Source organism: Lysinibacillus sphaericus (genome assembly GCF_005217585.1).
GTDB classification, from domain to species: Bacteria; Bacillota; Bacilli; order Bacillales_A; family Planococcaceae; genus Lysinibacillus; species Lysinibacillus sphaericus.
In genome coordinates this window covers 529,010-546,835 of the sequence record NZ_SZPT01000001.1, presented here as the reverse complement: position 1 = coordinate 546,835, position 17,826 = coordinate 529,010, and the positions used below count along the sequence as shown (strand labels likewise).

Genomic DNA, 17,826 nt, shown 5'->3' with positions numbered 1-17,826 from the left:
CTATAGACCAAGCATGGATAACAGTGGCCCTGTTAGTAAATCGATCACCTTTATACCGATAAACGGCGCAAGGATACCACCTAGTCCATAAACAAATAAGTTTTTCTGTAATAATTTTGTAGCACTCATCGGCTTATACTTTACGCCTTTTATCGCAATGGGAATTAACATCGGAATAATCACCGCATTGAAAATTAAAGCAGAAATGATGGCACTTGTCGGCGAATGAAGTTGCATAATGTTGAGCGCATTCATTTCAGGTACTGCAACCATTAACATAGCAGGTATAATAGCGAAATATTTTGCCACATCGTTTGCAATACTGAATGTTGTAAGTGCACCACGCGTCATTAATAATTGCTTTCCAATCTCTACAACTTCAATTATTTTAGTTGGATTTGAATCTAAATCAACCATGTTGGCAGCTTCTTTTGCTGCATTCGTTCCTGAATTCATAGCAAGACCGACATTCGCCTGTGCTAAAGCTGGTGCGTCATTGGTACCGTCCCCAGTCATCGCCACAACTTTTCCAAGTGCCTGCTCATCTTTAATCACCTTTATTTTATCCTCTGGCTTACTTTCAGCAATAAAACTGTCAACGCCGGATTCTTTAGCAATAGCGGCTGCTGTTAGTGGATTATCCCCTGTGCACATAATTGTTTTTATGCCCATTGCTCGCAACTGTTCAAAGCGTTCTTTCAAACCGGATTTTACAACATCTTTCAGATGGATGACACCCAAGATATTATGATTCAACGACACAACAAGTGGTGTGCCCCCAACAGCAGATACTTGATGCACTAACTGTTCCAAATTTGTAGGAATATGTTGTCCTGCTGCAAGACTATCTTGTTTAATCGTATCATAAGCCCCTTTTCGAATGATCGTCCCATCCTGCAAGTTCAATCCACTCATCCTTGTCTGTGCAGTAAAGGGAATATGCTCACTATATTGAATCAGTTGTTGTTCATCCGTTGTAGTTACCCCTAAATCACATGCCAATGATAAGATAGATTTCCCTTCTGGTGTATCATCTGTCAGCGAACTAAGCCATGCAGCTTGCATCAAAGTTTGTTGGTCAACTCCTTTGACTGGTAAAAACTCAGTTGCCATGCGATTACCGTACGTTATTGTGCCTGTTTTATCTAATATAAGTGTATCTACGTCTCCGCAAGCTTCCACAGCTCTACCAGACATTGCAATGACATTAAACTGCGTCACTCGGTCCATACCAGCAATACCAATAGCAGAAAGTAAACCGCCGATGGTCGTTGGTATTAAGCAAACTGTCAGTGCAATTAACGTTGCAATGGAAATGTGTACATTTAAATAAGTAGTCATTGGATATAATGTCACGACCACTAATAAAAAGATGATTGTCAAGCTAACTAACAATGTATTTAACGCTATTTCATTAGGTGTTTTTTTCCGACTTGCTCCTTCAATGAGGGCAATCATTTTATCTAAAAATGACTCTCCTGGCAGTGAAGTAATTTCAATCATTAGCCAATCACTTGTGACAGTCGTACCACCAGTAACAGATGAAAAATCTCCACTGCGTTCTTTTACAACTGGTGCAGACTCACCAGTAATGGCTGATTCATCGACTGTGGCAATCCCTTCAATGACCTCGCCATCATTTGGAATCACTTCCCCTGCTTGCACTAAAACAATATCCCCTTTTTTCAGCTCATGTGCCTGTTTCATCACTTCTGTACCATCCGCTAAAAGGACGCGTGCTTGTGTATCTGTCTTTGTATTTTTTAACGTTTGTACTTGTGCTTTTCCCCGCCCTTCAGCGATGGATTCTGCAAAGTTAGCAAATAAAATCGTAACAAAGAGAATGATAGCGACAATGGTATTATAGAGCTGAGCATGCTCTCCTTCCGCGCCGCCAAGTAGATTAGGAAAAAACGATAACAACAGAACAAAAATAAAACCGATTTCTACGACAAACATGACGGGATTTTTTATCATCGTAACTGGATTAAATTTCTTTAATGCGCCTATCAATGAGCTCTTTACTAAATCGCTCGTGATAAAACCTTTTCTTACAGTTTCCATTTGATTCTCTCCTCATTAGGAATGTATTTGTAAATGCTCCGTAATTGGTCCAAGTGCTAATGCGGGTAAAAATGTTAGCGCACCAATCATCAGTACAATGGCAACAAGCAAAAATGTAAACATTGAGGTATCTGTTTTCAATGTTCCAACTGAATCGCTGTGCCACATTTTTTTAGCAAGTAGTGAAGCAATTGCTAATTGAAGGATAATGGTTAAATAGCGACCAAAAAACATAGCTAACCCTGTCGTCACATTCCAAAACGTTGAGTTATCAGCTAATCCTTCAAAGCCAGAGCCATTGTTGGCAGATGCTGAAGCAAACTCATATAGTACTTGCGATAAACCGTGTGCCCCTGGATTTGTAATACCAGCTACCCCAGATGTTGTGGCAACAGCAAGCGCAGAAAACAGTAGGATAATTGCAGGATGAATTAAAATACAAAGTGCTATTAACTTCATTTCCTTTTCCTCAATTTTCTTTCCTAAAAACTGTGGCGTACGACCAATCATTAAACATGCGATGAAAATCGTTAGTAAGACATACATCATCATATTCATCAGCCCAACACCCTTGCCCCCAAATACAACATTTAACATCATATTAAACATCGGCACCATTCCACCAATTGGGGTTAATGTATCGTGCATGTTATTGACCGAGCCCGTAGTAAAGGCAGTTGTGACTGTAGTGAAAAGGGCAGATTGGGCTACCCCAAAGCGCATTTCTTTTCCTTCCATACTACCAAGCTCCTGAGTAATTCCCAGGTTACTAATAAGGGGATTACCCGCACGCTCAGCAATATACACTGTCACTAACCCTATAAGAAATAGCATACCCATTGCAGCAAAGATCGCTAGCCCTTGCTTGCCGAATATTGTTTTTTTCTTTCTATAAGCAACCATTAGACTAAAGGCAACAACACAAGCACCTGGTAGCAACATCATAGATAGCATTTCTACGATATTAGATATAACCGTAGGGTTTTCAAAAGGCGTTGTGGAATTAGCACCATTAAACCCACCTCCATTTGTACCTACATGTTTAATAGATTCAAGTGAGGCAACTGGTCCCAATGCGATATCTTGCATTTTTCCTTCGATTGTTTGAACAGTTTGATTGGCACTGAATGTTTGAGGTGCTCCTTGCGATACTAAAATAATGGCAACTACGATGGAAATAGGCATTAATACACGTGTAATCACACGCACAAAATCTACAAAGAAATTGCCTAATGTATCACTTTTTGCAACTAATCGTCTACAGAACGCCATACAAGCAGCGTAGCCAGTCGCTGCAGATGTAAACATCATAAAAATAATAACGAGCATTTGTGACAAATAACTTAAACCAGATTCACCACTATAATGTTGTAGATTGGTGTTGGTCATAAACGAAATGATGGTATTAAAAGAAAGTGATGCCTCCATATTTTCTATATCATTTGGATTTAACAGCAAAAAAGATTGAATGCGTAAAAGAATGTATCCGATAAAAACCATAAAAGCATTTGAAATAATTAATGACAATACATATTGCTTGCCTGTCATATCCACTTGTTTAATGCCGCATACCTTATAAATCACATGATCCACTTTATCCATTAATGGATCGAGCCATGTTTTTTTATGCATTGTCACACGAAAAAGATAATGGCCGGTCAGGATAACAAGCGGTAAATAAATAATACAAACAATGGCTATTTGCCACATACTCTATTCCTCCTAAATACCTATTAATATTTTTCCGGATATAATAGGGCATGCCCTAAATATCCAAAAAGCAATATAAGTATTATTCCAATAACAATCCACATAGCAATTCCTCCCCTTACTCTTCGACTAGCTTGTAGCACCAAGTCGTTAACGCATATAGACTGGCAAAACTAATGAGTAATAAGCCAACCATATATAAATCCATCAATTGCATCACCCTTCTCTCTATTTGATGTTTTTATCATACTGACTTTCAAATTAATGTAGTGTTAGGAAATCGCTTCTTTGTATTAAGAAACAATAAAGGTGTTAAATCTTTACACTTTCTTAATGGCAGATAACGCTATAATACAAATGAGGTGAAGGATGATGGAAAAAATGCGCCCCACTCCCGAAGAGCTTTTAACAAGGTTTCATCAGGAACAAACAACTGTCGGTAGATTGAAGATATTTATTGGGTATGCAGCCGGCGTCGGAAAAACGTATGCTATGCTAGATGCCGCACATTTAGCAAAAAAACTTGGAAAAGATGTAGTAATTGGCTATATAGAGCCACATCCTCGACCAGAAACATTAGCATTACTTGATGGGCTTGAACAAATACCTACTAGAACAATCCATTATAAAGGGAGAACTTTTCAAGAATTGGATATTGATGCGGTATTGGAGCGTAAACCGGAAATTGTCCTTATCGATGAGTTGGCTCATAGCAACGTTCCGGTTATGCGACATACAAAACGTTTTGGAGACGTGGAAGAATTACTAGCAAAAGGCATTCATGTCTATACAACCGTTAATATTCAACATATTGAAAGTCTTCATGATGTTGTAGAAGAAATTACTGGGGTAAAAGTGCGCGAACGTATTCCAGATTATTTAATCGATCAAGCCGCGCTTATAAAAATTGTAGATATCGAACCTGATGAGTTAATTCAACGCTTAATAGAAGGAAAAATATATTCCAAACAACAAGCTGAAAAAGCGTTAGCATCTTTTTTTCGCAAACAAAATTTAGTAGCACTGCGGGAAATTGCCCTGCGTAGAACGGCAGATACGATTAATTACAAACAAATAAATGACAGCGAATCGATTAGGCAAACGACACAAATTGAAGAGCATATTTTAGTTGGTATTAGTAGCTCCCCAACCAACGCAAAAGTCATTCGCACTGCTGCCAGACTTGCTCAAGCCTTACATGGTAAATTCACGGCGCTTTATGTACAAAAGGTGAAAGAAGGTGACGATAACGACGCGAATTCCGAGCGGTTACAACAGCATATTAAATTGACCGAACAACTTGGCGGACATGTCGTAATCGTGCAGGAGAATGATGTCGCAGCAGCGCTTGCTAATTATGCTCAAATGAGTGGCGTCACAAAACTGGTACTCGGCAGGACGGTGATGAAAAAGAAATGGTGGCAGCCCAATGCAAAAATCATCGATCGACTCAATGATTATGTACCAAATCTCGCTATTCATATCGTGCCAGACCAAGAAAACGAACAATTTTATTTTCCAGATCTTCGCAATCGACTAACTTTTGAATGGTTAGATTTGTTGAAGATGTCCGTCGTGTTTAGCTTGGCGTCATGTTTAGCCTTATTTTTCTTCACAATGGGCGTCAGCGAATCGAATATTATTACAATTTATATTCTTAGTGTGTTAATTCTTGCGATTTGGTCATCTGGATGGCTCATGACTATTATTAGCTCGGCTGTAGCTGTACTATTATTCAACTTTTTATTTACAGAGCCACGATTTTCACTGGAAGCATATCATCGAGACTATCCGATGACATTTATGATTATGTTTTTCTCTGGCATTATTACAAGTAGCTTAACGAAAAAGATAAAAGAGCAGGCCATCGTAGCCGTCCGAAAATCCTATCGAATGGAAGTGTTGCTTGAAACGAATCGCAAATTACAACACGCTAAGTCCATTGAAGATATCATTACAGAAGGCATGTCTCAAATTGTTAAATTAGTAGAGAAACCTGTCCAATTTTTTGAAATAGAAAATAACATGATTGCTAAATCTGTTTTTTTTCCAACACCAACTCTATCAAATACTGAAAATACGAAAGTAGCTACCCTATTTAAAAATACAAATGAACTAGGCGTCGTTCATTGGGTCATCAACAATAACCACTTTGCTGGCGTGTCAACTGACATTTTCCCAGAAGTAAACGGCTATTATTTGCCCGTTCTTTCAAGTGGCAGTGTAAAGGGTGTCGTTGGCATTGCGCTTTCAAAGCAAACCCCATTACCTGCATTTGAACGCCATATTTTAAATGCCATTATGAATGATTTTTCGTTTGCGTTAGATAAATGGTATTTGCAAAACTTAAATGAAAAAGTTGCAAGAGAAGCTGAACTTGAACAAATGAGAGCGAATCTTTTGCGTGCTATCTCGCATGATTTACGGACACCACTGACTACGATTTCTGGGAATGCGGATATATTGTTAACGAATACAGTTCAAATTCCAGATACAGAAAAAACTCGGTTATATGAAGATATCTATAAAAATTCAAGATGGCTTGTGCAAATGGTCGAAAACTTACTAGCCGTTTCGATGTTAGAGGATGGACAATTTGCCCTCGAGATGCAGTTGGAGCTAGTGGAGGATATTATTCAAGAGGCGTTGCTACATGTAATTCCACGCAACAATACGCATCATATTTCTTATCATGTAGAGCCCGAATTAGTCATGGCTTTGATGGATGCACGTCTGATTATTCAAGTGCTTATTAATATTATTAATAATGCCCTAACGTATACACCTGCTGGTAGTGACATCTCTTTTATCGCAAAAGAGGAAGGCGAATATGTACATTTTAGTATAGCTGATAATGGACCAGGTATTGACGATTCATTAAAAGAAAAGCTGTTTGAACCATTTATCACTGGGAAAGTGCAGCGCAGTGATAGCCGAAGAGGCTTAGGGTTAGGATTAGCATTGTGTCAGACGATTTTAACTTTACACGATAGTAAATTAGTAGTTGAAGATAACTACCCGCACGGAACCATCTTTCGTTTTACTTTAAAAAAAGGAGTTGTCAGTATCGATGAATAAACGGATTTTAGTCGTTGAAGACGACATAGCAATTGGCAATTTAATTAAAATGACCTTAACTACCCAAAATTATGAATTCGATATTATGCAAGATGGTTCAAGTGCTTTACAAAAAGCCATAACGTTCAAACCGAATGTAATTATCCTTGACTTAGGATTGCCTGATATGGATGGCCTAGACTTTATTCACAAAATCCGCAGTTGGACACAAACGCCGATTATCGTTGTTAGTGCACGCGGTGCAGAGCTTGATAAAATTAATGCGCTTGATGCAGGGGCAGATGATTATGTTACAAAACCTTTTAGTGTCGAAGAGCTACTTGCACGCATTCGAGTAGCTTTAAGAAGAACGGTCAGCGAACATCAAATAGAAAATGAATCAGCCGTGTTTGTCAATGGTCATTTAGAAATTGATTACTTGGCTAACACAGTGTTTGTCAACGGTGTGGAAGTACATTTAACCCCCATCGAATATAAACTATTAGTCGTGCTATCCAAGCATGTAGGCAAAGTGTTGACACATAACTTCTTATTGAAGGAAATTTGGCAAAATGTACTACAATCGGACGTCCCTAGTCTTCGAGTTTTTATGGCAACCCTGCGCAAAAAAATAGAAGATAATCCATCCCAACCAAAGTACATTCAGACACACGTTCGTGTTGGCTATCGCATGCTTCGTTATCATGATGATGACTAAAAAACCGATAGGGCAAGTTAGCAAGCGCATTTACCTCTAGTAACCACACTCCTATTGGGGAAAAGTCCGTTATGCCTTTGAATAAGGTGCCAGTTACATGACATGACACCTCTTCATTGGCGACAGACAACTTCCCCTATTGGATTGTCTCCTTTTTACTATCTACCTGCTTTAAAGGAAGCATGACTATCCCCCAACCATACTTATAGCTTAAAGCGACTTTCATATTGTTTCCTACTGTAAACCTCTTATTGATAGATTGCATAAAAGGTGATACTATATTATTTATTTTGACAATGATTATCACTCACAAGGAAGTAGGTAGATTTCATGGACCTTCATGCGGTTCAATTGGGTGAAAAAGTTAAAGTTAAAGACCTACAGCAAGTCGATGCACTCTTAATGAAACGTTTAAATGCATTTGGCATAAAAGAGGGCTGCCAAGTATGTATGGTTCAAAAAGGTTGGTTTTCTGGCGCCTGTATTATGGAATGCCAAGGTCAGAAAATTGGCCTGCGTAAAAAAGACTTAATGAACATAAAGGTAGAACAATTATGAGGCGATTAGCTTTAATAGGAAACCCTAATATTGGAAAAACATCATTATTTAATACATTAACAAATTCATACGAATATGTTGGCAATTGGAGTGGTGTAACGGTTGAAAAAAAGGTAGGACAGGTAAAGAAGCTCAATAAAGAAATAATCGATTTGCCTGGTGTTTATACACTTAATCCTATTTCTAGAGATGAAAGCGTCGTTACTACATTTTTACTAGAAGAACAAATAGATGGGCTTTTAAATATTATCGATGCATCCAATTTTGAACGAAATATGCAACTAACACTCGATTTGTTAGAACTAAGAAAGCCTATTATTATTTGCTTAAATATGATGGACGTTGCGAAGAAAAAAGGCATCTCCATTAACATAGAGAAATTACAAAGTACTTTAGGTGTACCTGTAATTCCAATTGTCGCTCGTACAGGAAAAGGCATCGAGGGGATTTATCAAGCATTAGAAAGCACTTCCCAACTCGAACAACATTTTACGTTAACATACGACACCCCTATCGAAACAGCCATTGCAACGATTGAAGACCTGCTACAAAATGTGGCTGCTGAGCAAAAAAGATGGTGTGCGATTCAATTTTTAATGGGCAATCAGGCTATCGATGCTTTCTTACAAAACGAGGACTACTTGCATAAAATACAAACGATTCGAACGGCACTAGCAACTGAAATAGGTGAGTCGTTAAGTGGCGCCATTACAAATCAACGGGACAGCTACATCGCAACCATTAAAAATGAATTGGTCATTCAAGAGAAAAGTGAAAAACAATGGACCGAACATATAGATAAAGTTTTAACACACCCTGTTTTAGGTGTACCAATCTTCTTAGCGTTGATGTATTTCATGTTTCAAGCAACGTTTGCTTGGATTGGCGGGCCCCTTTCAGATCTTTTGGATCGCTTTGTTGGTGGACCTTTTAGTGAAACGGTTTATAATGGGTTAACGGCAATCGGCGCATCTTCTTTTATTATTCATTTAATTTGTGATGGTATTATCGCCGGTGTTGGAGGGGTAATCGTTTTTATTCCTCAAATCTTTGTCTTGTTTTTCTTTATTTCTTTACTAGAGGATTCGGGCTATATGGCAAGAATTGCAGTCGTTATGGACCGTCTAATGGAATTCTTTGGCTTGAACGGGAAAGCTTTTATTCCCATGATTATCAGTTTTGGTTGCAATGTTCCCGGCATTATGGCGGCTAGAACAATTGAACAACCAAAGGAAAGACTTTTAACTATTCTTGTAGCTCCCTTTATGAGTTGTTCAGCTCGGTTACCGGTTTATGCTTTGTTTGGCGCAGCATTCTTTGCAAAACATCAATCATTGGTTGTCTTATCTTTATATCTATTAGGAATTGTAATAGCATTACTTGTCACAAAGTTATTGTCTATGACACTCCTAAAAAATGAGACGTCAGTTTTCTTTGTCGAATTGCCTTCCTATCATATGCCCCAGTTTAAAACCCTTTGGCGTTCAACATGGGAAAAAGGGAAAGGATTTCTTCGCAAAGCTGGGACAATTATCTTTGCGGGCTCCGTTATCATTTGGCTATTATCCTATATAGGACCACATGGCACAAATGTAGCGATGGATGAAAGCTTTCTCGCAATGATTGGCGGCGCTTTTGGGGTCCTCTTTATACCGCTTGGATTTGGGACATGGCAAGCTGGAGCATCCCTTATATCGGGCTTTTTAGCAAAAGAGGTAATTGTTTCAACAATGGCAATTATTTATGGTGTAAATGAAGGTGTATTATCGTCCACTATGACAACCCATTTTAATGCATTAAGTGCCTATACCTTTTTAGTTTTTGTGTTGCTCTACATGCCTTGTTTAGCAACGGTTGGCGCTATTAAAAGAGAAACACAATCTACTAAATGGACGTTATTCGCTACTATTTATCCGTTTGTTGTTGCCTATTTAATTGCACTCGTTGTTTACGCAATTGGGAATCTATTTATTTGAGGTGTAGAAGATGTCGATAATCATCAATGTAGTCATTGGCAGTATTATTTTTGGCTATGCAGGGGTTACTTTATATAAGAGCATTAAGAAACAGAAAAAAGGGAAATGTGCAGCCTGTTCTTTACAGAAAAGTTGTACAACCAATACGTGCGCACCTCCGGCTAAAATAAACGATTCCAATCAACATTAACATAGCAACTTTACAAAGGTATTAAAATAGGCATGGCTCCCAAGTAGAGGAGTCATGCCTTTTGTATTTCGCATATGAAACGACAACGTATTAGATATTAAATTTATTGATAACTTCTTTCACTGATAACGCTTCCTCACTTAACGATTTAGCAACCGTGTTAATCTCCTGTATAGTTGCCACTTGTTCTTCAATGGTCGCTGCAACGGCATCTGACTGTTCAGCAGCATGGACAGCAGCAGAAGACATTTCATTTACCGAGGCGGCCATTTCTTCTGTACTTGCTGAAATTTGTTGGGTTGAAGCCGAGACATCTTCAATTTGGTCCGTCATCTCTTCAATAGATTTTAAAATATTATCGAAGGAATGTTGGGCATTGCGAATAAATTTCACGCCTTCCTCAACATTGCCTACTGTTTCCCCTACCGCCTTTTCCACTTCTTGCGTATCTTGTTGAATAAGCGTTACTAGCTCGACAATTTGTTTTGCGGATTCTTTGGATTCCTCTGCTAGTTTGCGTACTTCATCTGCAACAATTGCAAAACCTTTCCCATGTTCTCCTGCACGGGCTGCTTCGATTGCGGCATTAAGTGCCAACAGATTCGTTTGTTCCGTAATAGCAGAAATCACTTTTGTAATATTGACAATTTCAGCAGATTGAGTACTTAGCTGATCGATTCGATCACTTGTTGATTGAGATGATTGTTGAATAATCGACATTTGCTTTTCTGCAATTTGTAAGGTTTGTTCGCCTTCGTTTGCAGCAGATTGTGTACTGATTGCTTTTGTATGAAGCATTTGTGTAGCTTCTGCAATACGTTGAACACCTTGTGCAGTTTCATCCATCGCTATTGAACTCTCCCGCCCAGTTGCAGCAGATTGATTATCACTAAATGCCATTCGTTCGACAAGATTGGCAATATCGTTTGAAGAATGTGATATCTCGTCCGTACTAGCTGCTAATTGCTCCGCTGCGGAAGTGGTATGTTCCACATTCAATGTCATGTTATGAATAAGTGAATGTAAATTAGATTTCATCAAATTAAATGAATCTGCTAATTTTCTTATTTCATCATTTGTTCGAACTTCTATATCTTTTTGACATAAATCGCCTTTTGCAATCACTTCAGCCGCTGCCGCCAATTTATTTACTGGCACAACAATTGAACGAACTAACAAGACGCCAACTGCTAAACAAATGACTAAAATAATGCCAAATATCCATAAGAACACATCTCTATTATGGTCGACAAGATGTTCAACATTGTCTAATTTTTTTTGCATTTCGGCAATGCTATCTTGTTGGAATACATCTACTTTTTCATTAATTTCTATTGACGTTGTATCAAATTCAAGCATTATTTGATTACCAGCCTCATGGCCACCTTCTATATAACTAGTTGCCATTTTCTGCCCAGTGCTATAGTAGGCATCAAATGCACGTTTGATCGTATCTAATTTTTCTTGCTGTTGGGGATGAAGGCTTTTCAATTGTTCTAAGTCTCGATAAAAAGTTTCACTATATTTTTGTGCCAAGTCAAACCCATCATCTAAATTATTTTGGGCACGTGTGGCACTAATATCCGTTAAATACTGTTGTACCTGCACAACTGACAACTTCATTTCATCTGCTAGCAATGTAGATTGAAATGTCTTTTCCTTTATTACTTGTATTTCCTCTAGCTGCGAAGATGCATTTCGTTGTTGAACAATCCCCATTACTAGAACAAGCAATATAATAATACCAAACGATAACACACTTCTTAATTTAATTGTCACAAAAAACCCTCCTCAATTGGACCCGACTATTACAGTTTTGTAAAAATAACAAACCACATTTACATAACTGTAACATATTTCTTACAATCCAATCGCTATTATTCATTTTTCCACTAATATAATCCATAATACACATTCTTTTTGCCTAAGTTAGCACTTACCAACAAATTATTATACGCTTGCTCAAGTAAAAATATTGTGTATTTTTTTAGAATTTTATTTACAAAGCAGTTGATGGAACGATGTTTTTACAGCTGTTCTTTCATGATTCCTTACGATTTCTTCCACTTTCTAGTTATTAGTCGTTGTCGAACGCTAACATCAGCGTCTGCATATCATATCTATAATCAGGTATGTCATCAATGAAAAACGTACAATGAAAGGAGATCATTATGGTATTTAGACCACCTTATCAATTCCCTATGTATCCAAATGGCATGCAAATGCCTGCGCAAATGCCCATGCAAATGCGGATGCCAACACCTCCACAAATGCCACCGCAGTCCTTTTACCCGCCTGGAGGCTTTCCTCAACCACGAATTCCAGGTGGCTTTCCAATGTCTGGGGGCATGAGGGGGGCATTCGGAGGGCAAATGCCGACACCACCTGTACAGGAGCCTTCTAAAATCGGTTCATTTTTACAACAGGCAAATAGTTTATTTAACTCTGCCAAAACGTATACCCCTTATATACAACAAGCAATGCCTATGGTAAAAAACATTCCTTCACTATTAAAACTATATAAAGGTTTTTCAGGGCTCCCTGCAGCTGGAGCGGCGGCGGGTGCGGCAGCGGCAGCAACTGATGCAGCCGCTGCTAGCAATGTCGCAGGTTCAACAAGAACTAGACGTTCAACACAACAAAGTGCGTCGACTACTCCGCGACAACCACTTCCATCGAAGCCGCGCATTTTCCAGCCACCTATGGAGTGAAGGTTTCTTTGTATTCGCCGTGCCTGTCCGTTATAATGTAGGTAGGTAAGCTTGAAAGGAGTCACAACCATGCAAGTATTAAAAATTAATCCACGTGGCTATTGCTACGGTGTTGTTGATGCGATGGTCATTGCACGTAACGCCGCACTCGATAAAACATTACCAAGACCTATCTACATTTTAGGGATGATTGTGCACAATAAGCATGTTACAGATGCCTTTGAAGAGGATGGTATCATTACACTAGATGGTGATAATCGCTTAGAAATTATTGAACAGGTTGAAACAGGCACTGTTATTTTCACAGCACATGGTGTTTCACCTGAAATTCGTGAAATTGCGAAACGCAAAGGCCTAGTATCCATTGATGCTACATGTCCTGACGTAACAGTAACACACGATTTGATTCGTGAAAAATCAGCTGAGGGCTATGATATTATTTATATCGGTAAGAAAGGTCATCCAGAGCCAGAGGGGGCAATTGGTGTTGCTCCAGACCATGTTCATTTAGTACAATCTTCATCGGATATCGATGCATTAAACTTAACGAATGATAAATTGCTCGTCACGAACCAAACGACTATGAGTCAATGGGACGTTGCACATTTAATGGATAGTTTAAAAGAAAAGTTCCCACATATCGAAGTTCATAAAGAAATTTGTTTAGCGACACAAGTACGTCAAGAAGCAGTTGCCAAACAAGCAGGGGAAGCTGATTTACTAATTGTTGTTGGTGATCCAAAATCTAATAACTCAAACCGTCTTACACAAGTATCAGTAGAAATTGCTGGCACACCTTCGTATCGTATTGCAGACGTTTCGGAGCTTAAAATTGATTGGTTAAAAGGAATTAATACTGTTGCTGTCACTGCCGGTGCCTCAACTCCAACCCCTATTGTAAAAGAGGTTATTACTTTCCTTGAGCAATTCGATGAAAAAGACGAAACAACGCATACGATTCAACGGACGGTGACACTTGATAAAATTTTACCAAAAATTAAAACGCCTAAACCTGTCGATAAAATTATGCCTTACTAATTGACTTAGGGCGATGTTAAAGTACTTGAACAAAACGAAAAAGTGTTAGATTGATTGTCATCAATCTAACACTTTTTTGCTACGCCGTTGTTGTCCGCTTCGGCGCTATTTCCGCTCAGCACACCTTAGTGTCATTTACTAAAATAATAATTAATTGGGCGACCAATGCCACCGTAATGGACATCCATCGTAATTTCCTGTTGTTTTTCTAAATAATCTAAGTACCGTCTTGCTGTTACACGCGCAATCCCCACCCCACTGGCAACATCTTCTGCTGATGCACCGTCCACTGATTGTAAATAATGAACCACTTTTTCAAGTGTTGCTCGATTAAAGCCTTTCGGCAACGTTTTTTCAGACTTTTCTTCATTTGCTAGCTCACGTTTTTCTTGCTCATTATGATAATGGAATAATTGATCGAGCTCTCCTTGCGTAAATTCTCTTTCTGTTTGCATTTGTTGCTTAAAGCGCTTGTAATTTTCCAGCGTTCCTTGTACGCGCTCAAATGAAAAAGGCTTCATGATATAATCGAAGACACCAAGGTGCAAAACTTGTTTAACGGTTTCCATATCATTGGCTGCTGTTACGGTAATAACGTCGACTGGTATTTTCAATTCTCGAATTTTCCGCAAGCTTGTTAGGCCATCCTGCTCTGGCATAAAAATATCCATAAATACAAGGTCTGGTTGTAGTGAACAAATTTGCTCTATGCCCTCTACGCCGTTTGAGGCTTGTCCTATTACCTCAAATCCGGCTACTTTTTCGATGAATTGACGGTTTACTTCCCGCACCATCGGATCGTCCTCTATTAATAACACGTTTATTTGTGTCACTGTCAAGCCCTCCATATACTCTAGTACAACTCATTAGCGAAAAAATCGCTGTATATTAAGAATGATAAAATGTTAATAAAAAGCTCGTCCCTTTGTTCGGCTCACTTATTACTTCAATTTCACCCTGTCCTTTTTGGACAATTTCTTTTATTAAATATAGTCCAATTCCTCGACCCTTTTTTTCTTTCGTCGAATAGCCATTATCAAAAATATGTGCCTTTACTGCCTCTGACATGCCGACACCGTTATCCGTTACTAATATTGCCAGTACATCTTCATCTTCATCCACCGAAATATGCACAACCTTTTCTTCCATCGGACTATCCTTTAATGCATCAAAGGCATTTTCGATTAGATTTCCAAAAATAATAACAAAATCGTGATGATCTAAATTTTTCGGAAATGTTGTCAGACGACTAGCTCTGTCTATTTCAAGTGTAATCCCATGCTCTTTCGCATGAGCAATTTTACTGAGCAATAGACCCGATATATTTTCATTTTTAATGCGCTCATTTAAAAACTTCGTAATTTCATCATGTTCTTCTTTTACTTGCGTTAAGTAAGTAAGTGCCTGATCATAATGGCCAAGCTGTAAAAGACCAGCAATCGTATGCAATTTATTTTTATGTTCATGCGTTTGGACACGTAATGCCTGTACAAACGCCTTTACACCTGTAAGTTCTTCGGCTAGCTTTTTCACTTCTGTACGATCCTTGAACATAGCCACCGCACCAACGGTTTCACCATTTACCTGTATAGGAATCCGATTGCTCATAATACTATGATTATTGATATAAAGTTCACGATTATATAGTGGGCGATCTAGCGCTAATATCTCGGGTAGACGTGTATCTGGTAATACTTCGAAGATTTTTTTGCCTATTAATGCCGAAGGTCGGTGTGCTACGCCTAATATATCACATGCTTTTTCATTAAAGATTGTAATTGTAAATTCTTTATCAATGGCAATAATTCCCTCATGCATTGCGTTAAATGTTTCAGTTCGTTCCACATACATTTTAGCAATTTCGTGTGGTTCTAATCCAAACATTTGCTTTTTCATATGTCGCCCTAAAGTTTGAGCACCCCATGCGCTAAATAACAATGACATAACTAATGTAATGATTAGCTCTTTTTGTATAGACGATAGTAGCTCGCTAACTGTTAACACACTAAACCCTACAATCACTACGCCAATTTGACGTCCGTCATCATTCATAATCGGGACAAAAGCACGCACCATATCGCCATGTTCACCATGCGCGATTGATGTATAATAATGCTCCGAAAATGCCGCGTTTAAATCACCTGACTGTGATATGGTCCCTATTTCTTCCGAGTTCGGATGGGAATACTTGCGTCGTTGCATATCGAGAACCACAATATACTGTGCTCCGTTAATATCCCGAATTTCTTCCACAACAGGATTAATATGTTTAGTTGCTTCTAAAAAATCGCTGTTTGCAATGGCCGATTTTAATTCTGGTAACTGTGATACGGTTTTTGCTACCAATAACGCCTGTTCTGCTAACTTTTCTTTTTGCTCGTTCATCACAAACCCTAGTAAAAACGTACCACCAATACTAAAGGAAAGCATGAGTATAAAAAAAGTAAGAGACATGATTTTTCCCTTCATCGATAATTTTTGAAATTTCAATATCATTGCCTCCTTCTTACTATGTATTAGCTTTCTCCCTATGTTAGAATAACAAAAACATGTGAAAATACGAATCAATTGGGTGTATTATATGAAAAATTTTATTTTTGGAACGATTGCCACTGTTTTCGTTTTAACGATTGTATTTAGTATACAGCAAGGTTTTCTGTTTTCGAAAACCTTGCCGTATGATGATGAACAAAAAGGACTCGACAAACAAATTACCATCCATTTAAGTCATGTTGTAGCGGAGAATACGCCGAAAGGACAAGCTGCAACTAAATTTGCAGAACTTGTTGAAGAAAAAACAAATGGTAAGGTTAAAGTACATGTCTATCCAAATGCCTCGCTATATAACGATGAAAATGAATTCCAAGCGTTACAAGATGGAAAAGTTGAAATGATTATCCCTACTTTTTCTAAAATGACTTCTTACCTACCAGATTGGCAAGTACTTGATCTGCCCTATCTTTTTCATACAGATGATGAAGTACGTGAAGTTTTGACAGGACCCATCGGTGAACAATTACTAGATGAGCTGAAGCCTTTTAATGTTCGCGGCCTCGGTTTTTGGCATAATGGCTTTAAACATTTAACTGCCGAGCATCCAATTCATTCATTTGAGGATTTACAAGGGTTACGCATACGTACCATGCCAAGCAAAACACTTGAAAAACAATTCAGCTTAGTAGGTGCAACGCCAGTATCGATTTCCTTTAGTGAAATTTTTACTGACCTTGAAGCACACGCTATCGATGCACAAGAGAACACGGCATCTAATATTTTTTCCAAAGGCTTTTACAAAGTTCAAAAAAATATGACATTAACTAAACATGGTATTTTAGGTTATTCGGTTTTAATGAATGAAAAATTTTGGGAACAGCTACCACCCAAAGTTCAAAAACAACTAATGGAAGCGATGAAAGAAACTACTGACTGGCAATTTAAGCAAGCAGTTTTTATGAACAGCAATGATTTACGTAAACTACAGCAAGAGAACGATTTTGAAATTTACACAATGAGTGATGCAGAACGACAACGTTTTCAAGAAAAACTAGCTCCTGTCTATGATTTCTATAAAGCAGATGTCAAACAGCATCATATACTATCTGAAATCCAAAAAATTGTTTCTCCCTAAACTTTTTGGTCATTTTGGCTAAATCCTCACTTTTCATGAGGATTTTTTCTTTTGTATTATAATAGATTCAATAATTTACAATCTACTATAAAACAGCCTTCAACCCTTGATATTACTAACTTCCAAACTATCGAAACGAAAAATGAACAAAATGAACAATAGAAACTTTACGGTCA

At 38.2% G+C, this 17,826-nt stretch carries 14 protein-coding genes; 8 read left to right on the top strand and 6 right to left on the bottom strand.

The annotated features are described in order from the left end of the window. Genes kdpB through FC748_RS22540 form a run of 3 tightly spaced genes read right to left on the bottom strand, consistent with a single transcriptional unit; the run spans nt 1 to nt 3,878 of the window. Nucleotides 1–2,064, bottom strand: a complete 2,064-nt coding sequence (gene kdpB / locus FC748_RS02640; RefSeq protein WP_108029785.1) for a potassium-transporting ATPase subunit KdpB — start codon at nt 2,062–2,064, stop codon at nt 1–3. A gap of 15 nt (nt 2,065–2,079) precedes the next feature. Continuing rightward, nucleotides 2,080–3,774 carry a potassium-transporting ATPase subunit KdpA gene (kdpA, locus tag FC748_RS02635; protein WP_024362988.1) on the bottom strand — a complete coding sequence of 565 codons (1,695 nt, stop codon included), beginning with the start codon at nt 3,772–3,774 and terminating at the stop codon, nt 2,080–2,082. A 23-nt stretch (nt 3,775–3,797) separates the two neighbouring features. Then, a complete protein-coding gene (locus tag FC748_RS22540) occupies nt 3,798–3,878 on the bottom strand; it encodes a potassium-transporting ATPase subunit F (protein WP_108029786.1) in 81 nt (26 codons plus the stop codon). Nucleotides 3,879–4,143: 265 nt separating this feature from the next. Here FC748_RS22540 and FC748_RS02625 point away from each other — a divergent pair, with 265 nt between their 5' ends. The 5 genes from FC748_RS02625 to FC748_RS02605 all read left to right on the top strand — a co-directional run bounded on the left by FC748_RS02625 (nt 4,144) and on the right by FC748_RS02605 (nt 10,273). Beyond that, nucleotides 4,144–6,852, top strand: coding sequence for an ATP-binding protein (locus FC748_RS02625; protein ID WP_238600134.1), 2,709 nt, complete (start codon nt 4,144–4,146; stop codon nt 6,850–6,852). Beyond that, nucleotides 6,845–7,549: a response regulator gene (locus tag FC748_RS02620; RefSeq protein WP_024362990.1), complete on the top strand. Its 705-nt coding sequence runs from the start codon at nt 6,845–6,847 to the stop codon at nt 7,547–7,549. Before FC748_RS02625 ends, FC748_RS02620 begins: the two co-directional genes overlap by 8 nt. A gap of 330 nt (nt 7,550–7,879) precedes the next feature. Then, entirely contained in the window at nt 7,880–8,107 is a 228-nt protein-coding gene (locus FC748_RS02615; protein ID WP_024362991.1) for a FeoA family protein, read from the top strand. Then, the gene (feoB, locus tag FC748_RS02610; protein WP_024362992.1) at nt 8,104–10,083 is read left to right on the top strand and encodes a ferrous iron transport protein B; all 1,980 of its coding nucleotides are present in this window, start codon (nt 8,104–8,106) and stop codon (nt 10,081–10,083) included. The genes FC748_RS02615 and feoB overlap by 4 nt, the downstream gene beginning before the upstream one ends. Nucleotides 10,084–10,099: 16 nt before the next feature. Then, nucleotides 10,100–10,273, top strand: a complete 174-nt coding sequence (locus FC748_RS02605) for a FeoB-associated Cys-rich membrane protein (RefSeq protein ID WP_081769960.1) — start codon at nt 10,100–10,102, stop codon at nt 10,271–10,273. A gap of 90 nt (nt 10,274–10,363) precedes the next feature. On the opposite strand, the gene FC748_RS02600 is transcribed toward FC748_RS02605, so the two are convergent. Next, nucleotides 10,364–12,052, bottom strand: coding sequence for a methyl-accepting chemotaxis protein (locus tag FC748_RS02600; RefSeq protein WP_108029787.1), 1,689 nt, complete (start codon nt 12,050–12,052; stop codon nt 10,364–10,366). 392 nt (nt 12,053–12,444) lie between these two features. Between FC748_RS02600 and FC748_RS02595 the strand changes: the two genes are divergently transcribed. Both FC748_RS02595 and FC748_RS02590 read left to right on the top strand, forming a co-directional pair. Further along, entirely contained in the window at nt 12,445–12,984 is a 540-nt protein-coding gene (locus tag FC748_RS02595) for a 4-hydroxy-3-methylbut-2-enyl diphosphate reductase (protein ID WP_024362994.1), read from the top strand. A 69-nt stretch (nt 12,985–13,053) separates the two neighbouring features. After that, the gene (locus tag FC748_RS02590; protein ID WP_024362995.1) at nt 13,054–14,022 is read left to right on the top strand and encodes a 4-hydroxy-3-methylbut-2-enyl diphosphate reductase; all 969 of its coding nucleotides are present in this window, start codon (nt 13,054–13,056) and stop codon (nt 14,020–14,022) included. 131 nt (nt 14,023–14,153) lie between these two features. Here FC748_RS02590 and FC748_RS02585 read toward each other — a convergent pair whose 3' ends face one another. Next, on the bottom strand, nt 14,154–14,855 hold the full coding sequence (locus FC748_RS02585; protein WP_024362996.1) for a response regulator: 702 nt from the start codon (nt 14,853–14,855) through the stop codon (nt 14,154–14,156). Between the two features lie 55 nt (nt 14,856–14,910). Further along, a complete protein-coding gene (locus FC748_RS02580) occupies nt 14,911–16,518 on the bottom strand; it encodes an ATP-binding protein (protein WP_038509802.1) in 1,608 nt (535 codons plus the stop codon). 85 nt (nt 16,519–16,603) lie between these two features. On the opposite strand from FC748_RS02580, the gene FC748_RS02575 reads away from it, so the two are divergent. After that, nucleotides 16,604–17,650: a TRAP transporter substrate-binding protein gene (locus tag FC748_RS02575; protein WP_025220011.1), complete on the top strand. Its 1,047-nt coding sequence runs from the start codon at nt 16,604–16,606 to the stop codon at nt 17,648–17,650. Nucleotides 17,651–17,826 lie beyond the last annotated feature (176 nt).